Below are 13,349 nucleotides of genomic sequence, written 5' to 3'. Positions count from 1 at the left end.
CGGCGGCGGCGCCCAGTAGGGTGAAGGCTCGTTCACGAGGGGGAGGCGTCGAACGTTGGCACAGCTCGTCGTATCGCAGTCCGCGCGGGAGAGCGCGGCAGCCGCGCCGGCCGCGCGGCAGCAGGACCGAATACGTACGGTCGCCCTGACCGTGCTCTGCTTCGGCGCCGTGCTGGGCGTCGGGCTGCAGCAGTGGGCGACCGTCCGGATCGGCGGCTTCGACCTGGGGATATTCGACCAGGCGGTCCGCGAGTACTCGCACTTCCATCTGCCGCGCTCGACCATCAAGAACTACCACCACGAGTTCCCGCCCGGCTTCTCCCTGCTCGGTGACCACTTCTCGCCGATCCTCGCCCTTCTCGCCCCGCTGTACTGGGTGTGGGACGACCCCCGGATGCTGATCGGCGCCCAGGCGGCGCTCTTCGCGGCGGGCGTGCCGATCGTGCGGCGGATCGCCGGGCACTGCTTCGCGCAGGCGCCGCCCGCCACCGTCCGCAGGGCCGCCGATCTGAGCTGCCTGGTCTACGGGCTGGGCTGGCCGCTGCTGCGCGCTTCGGGGGTCGGCTTCCACGAGGTCGCCTTCGCCGTCCCGCTGACCCTGCTGATGCTGGAGCGCGGCCTGGCCCGGCGGTACGGCGCGGTGCTGACCTGCGCCGTCCTGCTGTGCTGCACCAAGGAGGACCTGGGGCTGCTCGCGGCGGCGTACGGGGCCGTCCTCGTCGGCCGCGGCAGGCGGTCGGGGGACCGGCCGGCGGTGCGTACCGGGCTCGCGCTGTTCGTGCTGGGGCCGATGGCGGCGCTGCTCGCGATCCGGGTGCTGATCCCCGCGATGGGCGGCGTGTCCGGCTACTACTGGAACTACAGCGCCCTCGGTCCGGACATGGGGTCCGCGGCGATGCGGTTCCTGACGGATCCGATCACGGCGCTCGCGGTGAGCATGGACCATCCGGAGAAGGTGGCGCTGCTGCTGTGGCTCCTGGGGTCGCTGCTGCTGCTGCCGCTCGGGTCCGCCACCTTGTGGTGCGCGGTCCCGCTCCTCGCCGAGCGTCTCTTCTCCGACAACCCCAGCCATTGGGCGACCACCCACCACTACGACGCCTTCGTGTGGCCGATCCTTCTGGTGGCCGCTCTGGAGACGGCGGCCCGGCTGCACCGCAGGCGCGTCGAGTGGCCGGTCGGGCGCTGGACGCTGGGGGCGGTGGCCTGCTCGCTGCTGATCTCGGTCCCGTCCGGTCTGGGCAATCTGCTGCTTCCCGACGCCTGGACGCCGAACCCCTCGGAACAGGCGCTCGGGGAGGCGGTGCACCTGGTGCCGACCGGGGCCACCGTCGAGGCGGACAACAACGCCGCCCCCCGGCTGAGCAAACGCACCCAGGTCGTCATAGCGGACGCGACGCCGCGCGACGCCGAGTACGTCCTGATCCAGACGGTGCAGAAGGTCTTCCCCTTCGCGACGGTGGACGAGCAGCGCGAGCGCGTCCGGCTGCTGCTCGACAACGGCTACACGTTCGTGTGGGCCAAGGACGGCGTCATCCTGCTGCACCGGGCCGACCCCACCCGACCGGTACCCGGAGCGCATGTGCCGGGCAAGGACAGCGTGCCGGTGAAGGAGCCGGAAGTCCGCTCCTGACGCACCTGACGCATCTGAGCCACCTGACGCACTGATGCCGCCGGCGCCGCCGGCGCCGAACCGGGGCCCTGGGTCCGCCGGGCCCCGGTCGGCTACTCTCGGCGGCGATGGACAAGACCTTGATCGTCACCAATGACTTCCCGCCGCGTCCCGGCGGCATCCAGGCCTTCGTGCACAGCATGGCGCTGCGGCTGGATCCCGGACAGGTGGTCGTGTACGCCTCGACGTGGAAGGGCCCGGACGGCGGTGAGGTCGAGCGCTTCGACACCGAGCAGCCGTTCCCGGTGATCCGTGACCGGACGACGATGCTGCTGCCCACCCCCGGCGTGACCCGCCGCGCGGCTGGACTGCTGCGCGAGCACGGCTGCACATCGGTGTGGTTCGGAGCGGCCGCGCCGCTGGGGCTGATGGCCCCCGCGCTGCGCCGGGCGGGCGCGCGCAGGCTGGTCGCCACCACGCACGGCCACGAGGCGGGATGGGCGCAGCTGCCCGCGAGCCGGCAGTTGCTGCGCCGGATCGGCGAGGGCACGGACACGATCACCTATCTCGGTGAGTACACGCGGTCGCGGATCGCGAAGGCGCTCACGCCCGCGGCGGCGGCGCGGATGGTGCAACTGCCGCCCGGCGTCGACGAGAAGACCTTCCACCCGGCCTCGGGCGGCGCCGCGGTACGGGCCAGGCTCGGGCTCGCGGACCGGCCGGTGGTGGTGTGCGTCTCGCGGCTGGTGCCGCGCAAGGGGCAGGACACGCTGATCCTCGCGATGCCGCGGATCCTGGCCGCCGTGCCGGACGCGGTGCTGCTGGTGGTCGGCGGCGGACCGTACGCCAAGGAGCTGGCCGAACTCGCGGCGCGGACCGGCGTCGCCGACGCCGTGCGCTTCACCGGACCGGTGCCCTGGGAGGAGCTGCCCGCCCACTTCGGCGCGGGCGACGTCTTCGCGATGCCGTGCAGGACCCGCCGCGGCGGGCTGGATGTCGAGGGCCTGGGGATCGTCTACCTGGAGGCCTCGGCGACCGGACTGCCGGTGGTGGCCGGCGATTCGGGCGGCGCCCCGGACGCGGTGCTGGACGGCGAGACCGGCTGGGTGGTGCCCGGTGGTTCGCCCGGTCAGGCGGCGGACCGGATCGTCACCCTTCTCGGCGACCCCGAGCTACGGCAGCGCATGGGCGAGCGCGGCCGGCGCTGGGTCGAGGAGGCGTGGCGCTGGGATCTGCTGGCGGAACGTCTGAAGTCGTTGCTGTAAAGGGCACACGAACAGGCTCCCCCGGACGCCGTCCGGGGGAGCCTGTTTTCGTGCGCGTGCGCGTGCTCAGCGCTGGTAGAGCGCTTCGATCTCGCCCGCGAAGTCCTTCATGACCACGTTGCGCTTCAGCTTCAGCGACGGCGTCACGTGACCGGACTCCTCGGTGAACTGGTTCGGCAGGATCTGGAACTTGCGTACCGACTCGGCCTTGGAGACGGCCGCGTTGCCCTGGTCCACCGCGTGTTGCACGGCGGCCAACAGCTCGGGGTCCTCGGCCAGTTCGGCCACGCTGTGGCCGGCCTTGCCGTGCTGCTCCGCCCAGCGGGGCAGGAACTCCTCGTCCAGGGTGACGAGAGCGGCGATGAACGGCTTGCCGTCGCCGACGACCATGCACTCGGCGATCAGGGCGTCGGCCCGGATCCGGTCCTCGATCACGGCGGGGGCGACGTTCTTGCCGCCGGCCGTGACGATGATCTCCTTCTTGCGGCCGGTGATGGACAGATAGCCGTCCTCGTCGACCGTGCCCAGGTCACCGGTGTGGAACCAGCCGTCGGAGACCGCGTCGGCGGTGGCCGCCTCGTTGTTCCAGTAGCCGGAGAACAGGTGCTCGCCGTGCAGCAGCACCTCGCCGTCGTCGGCGATCCGTACCGTCGAGCCGGGCAGCGGCTGGCCGACCGTGCCGATCTTCGTACGGTCCCAGGGGTTGAACGCGGTGGCCGCACAGGACTCGGTGAGGCCGTACCCCTCCAGGACGGTGAAGCCGATGCCCCGGTAGAAGTGCCCGAGCCGCTCGCCCAGCGGCGCGCCGCCCGAGATGGCGTGCGTGGCGCGGCCGCCGAGCACGGCGCGCAGCTTGCTGTAGACCAGCCGGTCGAAGACCTTGTGCTTGAACTTCAGGCCGACCGACGGGCCGCCCGCGGAGTCCAGCGCCCGGCTGTAGGCGATCGCGGTGTCCGCGGCCTTGTCGAAGATCTTGCCCTTGCCGTCGGCCTGCGCCTTGGCCCGCGCCGAGTTGTACACCTTCTCGAAGACCCGGGGCACGCCCAGGATCATCGTCGGCCGGAAGGCGGCCAGCTCGTCGGTGAGGTGCTTGATGTCGCTGACGTGCCCCAGCTTGATCGGGGCCATCACGCTCGCCACCTCGACCAGCCGGCCGAAGACGTGCGCGAGCGGCAGGAAGAGCAGCACCGAGGACTCGCCGGTCCTGAACATCGGGGCGAGGCGTTCCACCACGTTGCCGCACTCGGCGAAGAAGGCCCGGTGGCTCAGCACGCAGCCCTTGGGGCGGCCGGTGGTCCCGGAGGTGTACACGATCGTGGCGGGGGAGTCCGCGACGGCGGTCGCGCCCCGTTCGTCCACCACCTTCTCGGAGATGTCGGCGCCGACGGACACCAGGTGCTTCACGGCGCCGGCGTCGATGCGCCAGACGTGCTTGAGGTCGGGGAGCCGGTCGTGCACCGAGGCGACGGCGGCCTCGTGGGCGGCGGACTCGACGATGCAGGCGACCGCGCCCGAGTCACCGAGGATCCACTCGACCTGTTCGGCCGAGGACGTCTCGTAGACCGGCACGGCGACCGCGCCGGCGCTCCAGATCGCGAAGTCGAAGAGCGTCCATTCGTACCGGGTGGGCGACATCAGGGCGACCCGGTCGCCGGGCTGCACGCCGGATGCGATCAGTCCCTTGGCGGCGGCTCTGACCTCGGCGAAGAAGTCGGTGGCGGTGACGTCCTGCCATTCGCCGCCCGCGTTCTTGCGGGCGATCACCGGAACAGCTGGGTGCTGAGCGGCGTTGCGGCGGATCAGATCCGTCAGGTTGCCGTCCGCGGGGACCTCGTAAAGGGCCGGAAGGCTGAACTCACGCAAGGCTGGTGCTCCTCATCGGCGCGACGGCGCACCCGGAGGGATAGTTGGACGGCCTGGACGTTACCCACCGGTAAAGCTTTCGCGATAGGGGTGCAGTACAGATGTTTTATGCATCACATACCCAGGGGTGCGGCTGAACCGCTCCGCGAACAGTAGTCCAGAGCATCGGTAACCCGCAGGTAACCGGCGATAGGGTGACGGCCATGCGGGTCCATGTGGTGAGTGATGTGCACGGCGCGGCGGAGGCTCTGGCCAGGGCCGGAGACGGCGCGGACGCGCTGATCTGCCTCGGCGACCTCGTCCTCTTCCTGGACTACGCCGATCATTCGCGGGGAATCTTCCCCGATCTCTTCGGCGCGGCGAACGCCTCGCGCATGGTCGCGCTGCGGACCGCCAAGCGCTTCGAGGAGGCCCGCGCCCTCGACCGCGAGCTGTGGGAGGGCATCGACCGGCGCAGCGCCATCGAGACCGCGGTCCGGAAGCAGTACGCCGAGCTTTTCGCGGCCTTTCCCGCGCCGACGTACGCCACCTACGGCAATGTCGACATTCCTGCGCTGTGGTCGGAGTATGCCACCGAGGGCACCACCGTCCTGGACGGCTCGACCGCCGAGATCGGCGGCCTGGTCTTCGGCTTCGTCGGCGGCGGCCTGCGGACGGCCATGCGCACCCCGTACGAGATCGACGAGGCCGAATACGCCGAGAAGGTCGCCGCGCTGGGCCCGGTCGACGTGCTCTGCTCGCACATCCCGCCCGCCGTTCCGGAGCTCTGCTACGACACCGTCGCGAGGCGCTTCGAACGCGGCAGCGAGGCGCTGCTCGACGCGATCCGCACCACCCGCCCCAAGTACGCCCTCTTCGGCCACGTCCACCAGCCGCTGGTCGCGCGGACGCGGATCGGCAGGACCGAGTGCGTCAACGTCGGACACTTCAACGCCACCCGCAGGCCATGGGCCCTGGAGTGGTAGGTGCCTGGGTGACAGCTGTTCGACCCGCAGGCGGTAGCCTGCACCAGCAGACCCAGACATACGGCGCGAAGTCCCGGAGGGGCCACAGCGATGGCGGAACACACCAAGTCGAGCATCACCATCGAGGCGGCACCGGCCGACGTCATGGGCGTCATCGCCGATTTCAACCGCTATCCGGAGTGGACCGGTGAGGTGAAGGAGGCGGAGATCCTCTCCGCCGACGACCAGGGCCGCGCCGAGCAGGTCCGGCTGCTGCTGGACGCCGGGGCCATCAAGGACGACCACACGCTCGCCTACCGCTGGGTCGGCGACAACGAGGTCCACTGGTCGCTGGTCAAGTCCCAGATGCTCCGCACCCTGGACGGCTCGTACGCGGTCGCCCCGCTGGACGGCGGCGTCCGCACCGAGGTCACGTACCAGCTGACGGTCGATGTCAAGATCCCGATGCTCGGCATGATCAAGCGCAAGGCCGAGAAGGTCATCATCGACCGAGCCCTCGCCGGTCTGAAGAAGCGCGTCGAATCCGGCTCGCCCGACAGCGCCCTCGACAGCCCGCCAGACAAGGGCTGAGCGCCGTGCGCACGGTCCTCGTCACCGGCTCCGGCGGTGCCGGCCGCACCACGGCCGCCGCGGCCACCGCGGTGAGCGCGGCCCGGCAGGGTGCCCGCACCCTGCTGCTGTCCACGGACCGCGGCGCGTCACTGGACGCCGTACTCGACGGGGACCGGGCCACCGTGCCCGGCCTGCGGACACATCGGATAGACACCCAGGCGACGTTCCGGGCCGACGCCCGGGACGTGCAGTCCCGGCTCGGCTCCCTGCTGGACCTGCTGGGCGCCGAGCCCCTGGACCCCGAGGAACTCACCGAACTGCCCGGCGCGGACTCGCTCGCCCTGCTGCGCGCACTGCGCGAATCGGCCGACGGTTCCGCCGGCTGGGACGTGGTCGTCGTCGACCTGCCGGCCACCCCCGCGGCGCTCGCCGCCCTCGCCCTGCCCGAACAGCTGCGCCGCTACCTGCGGCGGCTCGTCCCCGTCCAGCGCCAGGCGGCCAGAGCGCTGCGCCCGGTGCTCGCCCAGCTCGCGGGCGTGCCGATGCCGGCCCAGTGGGCGTACGAGGCCGCCGAGCGTGTCGACCGGGAACTCGCCGCCGCGCAGGCCGTGATCGAGGCCGCCGGCACCACCGTACGGCTGGTCGTCGAGCCGAGCGCGGCCGCGGCCGGCGCGGTCAGGAACGCCCGTACCGGACTGGCGCTCTTCGGCCACCGGCTGGAGGCCGTGGTCGCCAACCGACTGCTGCCGGACGGCTCCGCCGACCCCTGGCTCGCCGACCTGGCCGGCGCCCAGCACAAGGAACTCGCCGCGCTGCGCGCCGAATTGGCCGGAACCGGTACGGCCGTCCACGAACTGCCGCACCTGGGACGAGAACCGCGCGGCACCGACGACCTCACCGCGCTCGCCGCCGTACCGCCAGGACCCGAGGCGGAGCCGGGCGGGGAGGGCGGCCGCGCGGCCGAACCGTGGAGCGTGACCGACCAGCTCGGCGCCGAGGGCCACTTCCGCTGGCGGCTGCCGCTGCCCGGGGCCACCCGCGAGGGTCTCGGCCTGGTGCGCCGCGGTGACGAACTCGTCGTCGACGCGGAAGGTTTCCGCCGGATCCTCCCGCTGCCCTCCGCGCTGCGGCGCTGCACCGTGGACGGCGCCGCGCTGCGCGACGGAGCCCTCGACGTCCGGTTCGCACCGGATCCCGACCTCTGGCCGCGCTGAACGCAGTGCGTCCATTCGGGTACCTTCGGTAGAACAACCCCGGAGTGCCGCGAGGGAGACCGTCATGAGCGAGAGCACCGACCGGCCCGACGCCGACGCGTGGGCCAAGGCCAGCGCCGAGGACACCGCCGCCGAGAACGCCCGGCGGCGTGAGCAGGCAGGACAGGGTGTCGGCAGCGCCGCAGAAGAACTGCGACGGCTCGCCGAGGCCGTGACCGACAAGCTCGCAGAATTCCGCAACCCGGCGGTCACACTCGCCGCCCAGACCGTGATCTCGCAGGTCAAGTCGGTCGTCGAGCCCATCAGGGAGCGCAATCCCGAGGTCTTCGAGCACCTGTCGTCGGCCGGCATCGAGCTGCTCGCCGCCTACCGCTCGGTCGTCGCGGGACACGAGACCCGGTGGACCGCCACGTCCGCCGGGGACTCGACCGCCGGACGCCGTGCTTCCGATTCCGCGCCCGGCTCAACCACCGGCTCATCCAGTGAGCACATCGACCTCGACTGACCTCCCCTCCGGTACGGTTGGCTGAAGCGGGGATCGACCGAAAACTGAGGGACACATGGGACTCACCATCGGCGTCGACATCGGCGGCACAAAGATCGCGGCCGGCGTAGTCGATGAGGACGGCTCGATTCTTGAGACGTGCAAGGTGCCGACCCCGGCGACCCCCGAGGCAGTCGTAGACGCCATCGCGGACGCGGTGCGCACCGTCAGCACCGACCATCAGGTCGACGCGGTCGGCATCGGCGCGGCCGGTTACGTGGACGACAAGCGTGCCACCGTGCTCTTCGCCCCGAACATCAACTGGCGGCACGAAGCGCTCAAGGACAAGGTCGAGCAGCGCGTCAACCTCCCCGTCATCGTCGAGAACGACGCGAACGCGGCGGCGTGGGGCGAATACAGGTTCGGTGCGGGCCAGGGTCACGACGACGTCGTGTGCATCACCCTCGGCACCGGCCTCGGCGGCGGCATCATCATCGGCGGCAAGCTGCACCGCGGCCGGTTCGGTGTGGCGGGCGAGTTCGGCCACGTACGGATGGTGCCGGACGGACTGCTGTGCGGCTGCGGCAGCCAGGGCTGCTGGGAGCAGTACGCCTCCGGGCGCGCTCTCGTCCGCTACGCGAAGCAGCGCGCCGCGGCGACGCCGGAGAACGCGGAACTTCTGCTCTCGCTGGGCGACGGCACCCCCGAGAGCATCGAGGGCAAGCACATCAGCGAGGCCGCGCGGGGCGGTGACGCGGTGGCGATCGACTCGTTCCGCGAGCTGGCCCGCTGGGCGGGCGCGGGCCTGGCCGACCTGGCCTCGCTCTTCGACCCGTCGGCGTTCATCGTCGGCGGCGGGGTCTCGGACGAGGGCGAGCTGGTGCTCGACCCGATCCGCAAGTCCTTCCGCCGCTGGCTGGTGGGCGGGCAGTACCGGCCGCATGCCCAGGTGCTCGCCGCACAGCTGGGCGGCAAGGCAGGACTGGTCGGCGCCGCCGACCTGGCCCGCCAGGGCTGACGACCGTGCTCGCGGATCTGCCGCCCTCGACCACCGAGCCGGGTGACTCGGCGGTGGTCCGCGTGCTCAGTTACAACATCCGCTCCATGCGGGACGACAGGGGGGCGCTCGCCCGGGTCATCCGGGCCTGCGCCCCCGACCTCGTCCTCCTCCAGGAAGCGCCGCGCTTCTTCCGCTGGCGCAAGGCCGCCGCCTGGCTCGCCCACGCGTCCGGCCTGGTCACCGTCACCGGCGGCGCCACCGCCGCGGGACCGATGATCCTCTCCTCGCTGCGCGCCCATGTCGAGCGCACCGAGGACATCCTGCTGCCGCGTACCCCCGGTCTGCACCAGCGCGGCTTCGCCACCGCCGTCGTACGGATCGGCGGCGCCCGGCTCTCCGTCCTCAGCTACCACCTCAGCCTCAGCGCGGCCGAGCGCGACGGACAGTCGGCGCTGCTCCTGGAACGGCTGGCGGAGATGGGCGAGCCGCATGCCGTGGCCGGCGGCGATCTCAACGACCACCCGGACGGCCGTGCGTTCGGCCGGCTGTCGGCGGAGCTCCAGGACGCCTGGGCCACCAAGCCGTGGGGCGGCGAGTTCACCTCGGTGCCGGACAACCCCTACCAGCGCATCGACGCGATCTTCGCGACGCACGGCGTCGAGGTGCTGGGGTGCGGGGTGCCGCTGGGCCTTCCCGGCGTCGATCCGGCGGACCTGTCGGCCGCCACCGACCACCTGCCGCTGCTGGCCGCGTTCCGGATCCCGGCGGCGGCTCCGTCGGACACCTCCGGCGGCTGACCACGCGGGGTGACGGCCGAAACGGCCGGGTCAGACGACCGCGCCGCCACCGGGCAGTTCGTCGTCGTCCTCGCCGGTGCGCAACCGGGTGACGAGCGTGCAGAAGCCGCCGACGAAGCCGCCGACGCCCAGCGTCATGACCCACCAGGTGATCTCCTGCTGGAGCAGGATGAACACGATCAGCAGCAACGGTCCGCCCAGGACCGCGAGCCAGGCGAACTTGGTGGTGACGTCGGCCTGCGGAAGCGGCGGGGGCTCGGGCGGCACGTAGTGGCCCTCGTCCTCGTCCTCATGGGCCGTGTAGTCGCGCGGGCCGTGGATCACCGGGTGCACGACGATGCTGCGGGTCGGCGGCCCGGAACTCCCGTCCGCGTCGGAGTCGCTGTCACCGTCGTCGGACCGGCCGGGCGAGAGGTTCTCGGCGTCGGGCCAGGAGCCGGTGCCCGGCTCGGGGTCGTCGTCGAAGCCCGCGATCAGCTCGGCCCAGGCGGCGTCCTCGTCCAGGGGCGGACGGGCCGCGCCGTCGGCGGTGTCCGCGACGGCGGGTTCGGAGGCGTCGGGAGCGGTCTCGTCAGGAACCTGGTCCTCCTCGCGCTCAGCCACTGGCCGTTACCTCCTTGTCCACCGCGGGCGCCAGGCGCCGGATGAATCCGTAGGACTCCTCGAAGATCTGTTCCGCGTCATGGTCCAGGGTGGCCACGTGGTAGCTCCGCTCCAGCACCCTCTCGGTGACATCCGTGGAGGAGACCTTGCTGAGGACGATCGCGGAGTTCGTCGGGTGGACGACATGGTCCACCCGGCTGTGCAGCAGCAGCAACGGCTGCGTGACCTGCGGCAGCCCGGCTCTGACGATCTTCCAGAATTGGCTGAGGGAGTGGACGGCGTGCAGCGGCGTCCGCTCGTAGCCGATTTCCAGACCGCCCTCCTTGGCGATGTCGCTGGTGATGCCCGGCACCGACGGCACCAGATGGCGCAGCACCGGAACCGCCTTGATCTGGTGGCTGTCGGCCTTGACGGAAGGATTCACCAGGACGATTCCGCTGATCGAGTGGCCGTGCAGGGCGGCCAGCCGCAGCGTCAGGGCGCCACCCATCGACAGACCGCAGACGAAGACCTGCGAGCAGCGGGCGGACAGCTCGCGCAGTGCGCGGTCGACCTCGGCGTACCAGTCCTGCCAGCCGGTCTGCTGCATGTCCTGCCAGCGGGTGCCGTGACCGGGCAGCAGCGGCACGGAGACGGTCAGCCCGCGGGCCGCCAGATACTCGCCCCAGGGGCGCAGGGACTGCGGTGTGCCGGTGAATCCGTGACACAGCAGGACACCGATCTCGCCACCGTCGTGGCTGTACGGCTCGGCTCCGGGCATGAGCGGCACCGTGGGACTCCTGTTCGCCGCGGGGAGGGTGGCAGGAGTTCAGCGTACGCGGCCCGGATACCACCGGGTAAGCCCTGCCGTGCGGACGTCGGGAGTGCCGGCGGCCGAACTGTGTCGCCTCTCAGGTTGTAGGGTCTCTGCGTCAGCTACAGGAGGTCCTCGGTTGTTCTACGGCGCGATGAAGCTCGCGATCGGTTCGCCGCTCAAACTCGCCTTCCGCCCCTGGGTGGAAGGCATCGAGAACATCCCCAAGGAGGGGCCGGCGATCCTTGCCAGCAATCACCTCTCCTTCTCGGACTCCTTCTTCCTCCCCGCGATGCTCGACCGACCGGTCACGTTCATCGCCAAGGCGGAGTACTTCACCTCCCCGGGTGTGAAGGGGAAGCTGACAGCCGCCTTCTTCAAGGGGGTCGGCCAGCTCCCGGTGGACCGCTCGGGCGCGCGCGGCGCGGGCGAGGCCGCGATCAACAGCGGGATCCAGGTGCTGGCGCGCGGTGAGCTGTTCGGCATCTACCCCGAGGGCACCCGCTCGCCCGACGGCCGGCTCTACCGGGGCAAGCCCGGCGGCCTGGCCCGGGTGGCACTGGCCTCCGGAGCGCCGGTGATCCCCGTCGCGATGATCGACACCGAGAAGGTGCAGCCGCCCGGCAAGGTGCTGCCCAAGGTCTCGGTGCGTCCCGGAATCCGGATCGGCAAGCCGCTCGACTTCAGCCGCTACCGCGGCATGGAGGGCGACCGCTTCATCCTGCGCTCGGTGACCGACGAGGTCATGTACGAGATCATGAAGCTGTCCGGCCAGGAGTACGTGGACATCTACGCCACCGCCGCGAAGCGCCAGATCGCGGAGGAGGCCAAGCATCAGGCCGAGTTGGAGAAGGCCGAGAAGGCCGAACGCGAAGCGGCCGAGAAGGCGGCGCAGGACAAGGGCGGACCGGCCGGCTCCTAGCGGGGCCGGCGGGGGAGGGGGAGCGGTGGCGGCGAAGGCGATCCGGATGTCCGTCGAGCAGCCGCTGTGGCGTGCGCTGACCGCGTACCGCGTGCTCACCCTCGGCTATGCGCTGGCCCTGTTCTGCGACGCGTACGGGGAGTACCGCCACCCGCTGGTCGGCAGCGTGTACATGGCGGCGCTGACCGTCTGGACGTTCGTCACCCTCGGCCGGGTGCGTTCCGCCGAACGGTGCACCAAGCGCTTCCTCTTCGCCGACCTCACCCTCGCGCTCACCGGGATCCTGCTCACCCCCGTCGTCGACACGCACCTGCGGATCGTCGAGGGCACCCCGACGCTGCCGTCCATCTGGACGGCCGGCTCCGTCCTCGCCTTCGCGATCAAGGGCGGCTGGCGCTGGGCCGCGGTCGCCTCCACGCTCGTCGGCATCGCCAACGTCGTCCAGCGCGGCTTCATCGCCCGCGACAGCCTGCACAACATCCTGCTGGTGTGGGTGGCGAGCATCGCCATCGGCTATGTCGTCGAGGTCGCCCGCGCCAGCGAGCGGACCCTCGCCCGCGCGCTGCAGATCGAGGCGGCCACCCGCGAGCGCGAGCGGCTCGCCCGCGACATCCACGACAACGTGCTGCAGGTGCTGGCCATGGTCCAGCGCCGCGGCAGCGAGGCGGGCGGCGAGGCCGCCGCGCTCGGCCGGATGGCGGGAGAACAGGAGTCGGCGCTGCGGGCACTGGTCTCCGACGGCTTCGTCCCGAACCCCCGCCACCCCGAGAACGCCGCCGCGGTCCGCCGCGGCCGGCTGCTCGCGGCGCTGCGCTCGCGTACCGGTGCCGCCGAGACCGACCAGGAGGCCGCGGACGCGGCGCTCGGCCCCTGCGACGTACGGGCCCTGCTCACGCCCTACGGCAGCTCGCAGGTGACGATCTCGGCGCCCGGCACCCCGGTCCTGGTCGACGCGCACGCCGCCGCCGAGCTCGCGGCGGCGGTCGGCGCCGCCCTCGACAACGTCCGTACGCACGCAGGGGAGCAGGCCCACGCCTGGATCCTGCTGGAGGACGAGCCCGACGAGATCCTCGTCAGCGTCCGCGACGACGGCCCCGGCATCCCGGACGGCCGGCTCGCCGACGCCGAACAGGAGGGCCGCCTCGGCGTCGCCCAGTCCATCCGCGGCCGGCTGCGCGACCTCGGCGGCACCGCCACCCTCGTCACCACCCCCGGCCAGGGCGCCGAGGTCGAACTCCGGCTGCCCAAGACGCGTGTCACGCACTGAGCTCCCGGTACCCCC

At 71.8% G+C, this 13,349-nt stretch carries 13 protein-coding genes; 10 read left to right on the top strand and 3 right to left on the bottom strand.

Annotated features, from left to right (window positions below; all coding sequences use genetic code 11):
* Window positions 1–55: 55 nt before the first annotated feature.
* Window positions 56–1,630: a DUF2079 domain-containing protein gene (locus AC07DC_RS26960; protein WP_478917062.1), complete on the top strand. Its 1,575-nt coding sequence runs from the start codon at window positions 56–58 to the stop codon at window positions 1,628–1,630.
* A 107-nt stretch (window positions 1,631–1,737) separates the two neighbouring features.
* Entirely contained in the window at window positions 1,738–2,874 is a 1,137-nt protein-coding gene (locus tag AC07DC_RS26955) for a glycosyltransferase family 4 protein (protein ID WP_478917061.1), read from the top strand.
* Window positions 2,875–2,940: 66 nt separating this feature from the next.
* Here AC07DC_RS26955 and AC07DC_RS26950 read toward each other — a convergent pair whose 3' ends face one another.
* Window positions 2,941–4,737 carry an AMP-dependent synthetase/ligase gene (locus tag AC07DC_RS26950; protein WP_478917060.1) on the bottom strand — a complete coding sequence of 599 codons (1,797 nt, stop codon included), beginning with the start codon at window positions 4,735–4,737 and terminating at the stop codon, window positions 2,941–2,943.
* A 203-nt stretch (window positions 4,738–4,940) separates the two neighbouring features.
* On the opposite strand from AC07DC_RS26950, the gene AC07DC_RS26945 reads away from it, so the two are divergent.
* The 6 genes from AC07DC_RS26945 to AC07DC_RS26920 all read left to right on the top strand — a co-directional run bounded on the left by AC07DC_RS26945 (window position 4,941) and on the right by AC07DC_RS26920 (window position 9,749).
* Complete coding sequence (locus tag AC07DC_RS26945) at window positions 4,941–5,702, top strand: metallophosphoesterase family protein (RefSeq protein WP_478917059.1); 762 nt, start codon at window positions 4,941–4,943, stop codon at window positions 5,700–5,702.
* Between the two features lie 90 nt (window positions 5,703–5,792).
* Window positions 5,793–6,272: an SRPBCC family protein gene (locus tag AC07DC_RS26940; protein WP_478917058.1), complete on the top strand. Its 480-nt coding sequence runs from the start codon at window positions 5,793–5,795 to the stop codon at window positions 6,270–6,272.
* A 5-nt stretch (window positions 6,273–6,277) separates the two neighbouring features.
* Complete coding sequence (locus AC07DC_RS26935) at window positions 6,278–7,468, top strand: ArsA family ATPase (RefSeq protein WP_478917057.1); 1,191 nt, start codon at window positions 6,278–6,280, stop codon at window positions 7,466–7,468.
* A 64-nt stretch (window positions 7,469–7,532) separates the two neighbouring features.
* A complete protein-coding gene (locus AC07DC_RS26930) occupies window positions 7,533–7,973 on the top strand; it encodes a DUF5304 domain-containing protein (protein WP_478917056.1) in 441 nt (146 codons plus the stop codon).
* Window positions 7,974–8,028: 55 nt separating this feature from the next.
* Complete coding sequence (locus AC07DC_RS26925; protein WP_478917055.1) at window positions 8,029–8,970, top strand: ROK family glucokinase; 942 nt, start codon at window positions 8,029–8,031, stop codon at window positions 8,968–8,970.
* A gap of 5 nt (window positions 8,971–8,975) precedes the next feature.
* The gene (locus tag AC07DC_RS26920) at window positions 8,976–9,749 is read left to right on the top strand and encodes an endonuclease/exonuclease/phosphatase family protein (protein WP_478917054.1); all 774 of its coding nucleotides are present in this window, start codon (window positions 8,976–8,978) and stop codon (window positions 9,747–9,749) included.
* A 30-nt stretch (window positions 9,750–9,779) separates the two neighbouring features.
* Here AC07DC_RS26920 and AC07DC_RS26915 read toward each other — a convergent pair whose 3' ends face one another.
* Together AC07DC_RS26915 and AC07DC_RS26910 are read right to left on the bottom strand one after the other, a co-directional pair.
* On the bottom strand, window positions 9,780–10,352 hold the full coding sequence (locus AC07DC_RS26915; protein ID WP_478917053.1) for a hypothetical protein: 573 nt from the start codon (window positions 10,350–10,352) through the stop codon (window positions 9,780–9,782).
* The gene (locus tag AC07DC_RS26910) at window positions 10,345–11,121 is read right to left on the bottom strand and encodes an alpha/beta hydrolase (RefSeq protein WP_478917052.1); all 777 of its coding nucleotides are present in this window, start codon (window positions 11,119–11,121) and stop codon (window positions 10,345–10,347) included. The genes AC07DC_RS26915 and AC07DC_RS26910 overlap by 8 nt, the downstream gene beginning before the upstream one ends.
* A gap of 163 nt (window positions 11,122–11,284) precedes the next feature.
* Between AC07DC_RS26910 and AC07DC_RS26905 the strand changes: the two genes are divergently transcribed.
* Complete coding sequence (locus tag AC07DC_RS26905; RefSeq protein WP_478917051.1) at window positions 11,285–12,067, top strand: lysophospholipid acyltransferase family protein; 783 nt, start codon at window positions 11,285–11,287, stop codon at window positions 12,065–12,067.
* A gap of 46 nt (window positions 12,068–12,113) precedes the next feature.
* On the top strand, window positions 12,114–13,334 hold the full coding sequence (macS, locus tag AC07DC_RS26900) for a MacS family sensor histidine kinase (protein ID WP_478917050.1): 1,221 nt from the start codon (window positions 12,114–12,116) through the stop codon (window positions 13,332–13,334).
* The last annotated feature ends 15 nt before the right edge of the window (window positions 13,335–13,349 follow it).

The sequence above is a fragment of the Streptomyces sp. NPDC045021 genome (assembly GCF_056432645.1).
This window is presented reverse-complemented; position numbering and strand designations above follow the sequence as displayed.

Coding starts and splice junctions, on each gene's coding strand:
- AC07DC_RS26940 (WP_478917058.1), top strand. CDS start 5,793: ATGGCGGAACACACCAAGTCGAGCATCACCATCGAGGCGGCACCGGCC.
- AC07DC_RS26955 (WP_478917061.1), top strand. CDS start 1,738: ATGGACAAGACCTTGATCGTCACCAATGACTTCCCGCCGCGTCCCGGC.
- AC07DC_RS26925 (WP_478917055.1), top strand. CDS start 8,029: ATGGGACTCACCATCGGCGTCGACATCGGCGGCACAAAGATCGCGGCC.
- AC07DC_RS26930 (WP_478917056.1), top strand. CDS start 7,533: ATGAGCGAGAGCACCGACCGGCCCGACGCCGACGCGTGGGCCAAGGCC.
- AC07DC_RS26945 (WP_478917059.1), top strand. CDS start 4,941: ATGCGGGTCCATGTGGTGAGTGATGTGCACGGCGCGGCGGAGGCTCTG.
- macS (WP_478917050.1), top strand. CDS start 12,114: ATGTCCGTCGAGCAGCCGCTGTGGCGTGCGCTGACCGCGTACCGCGTG.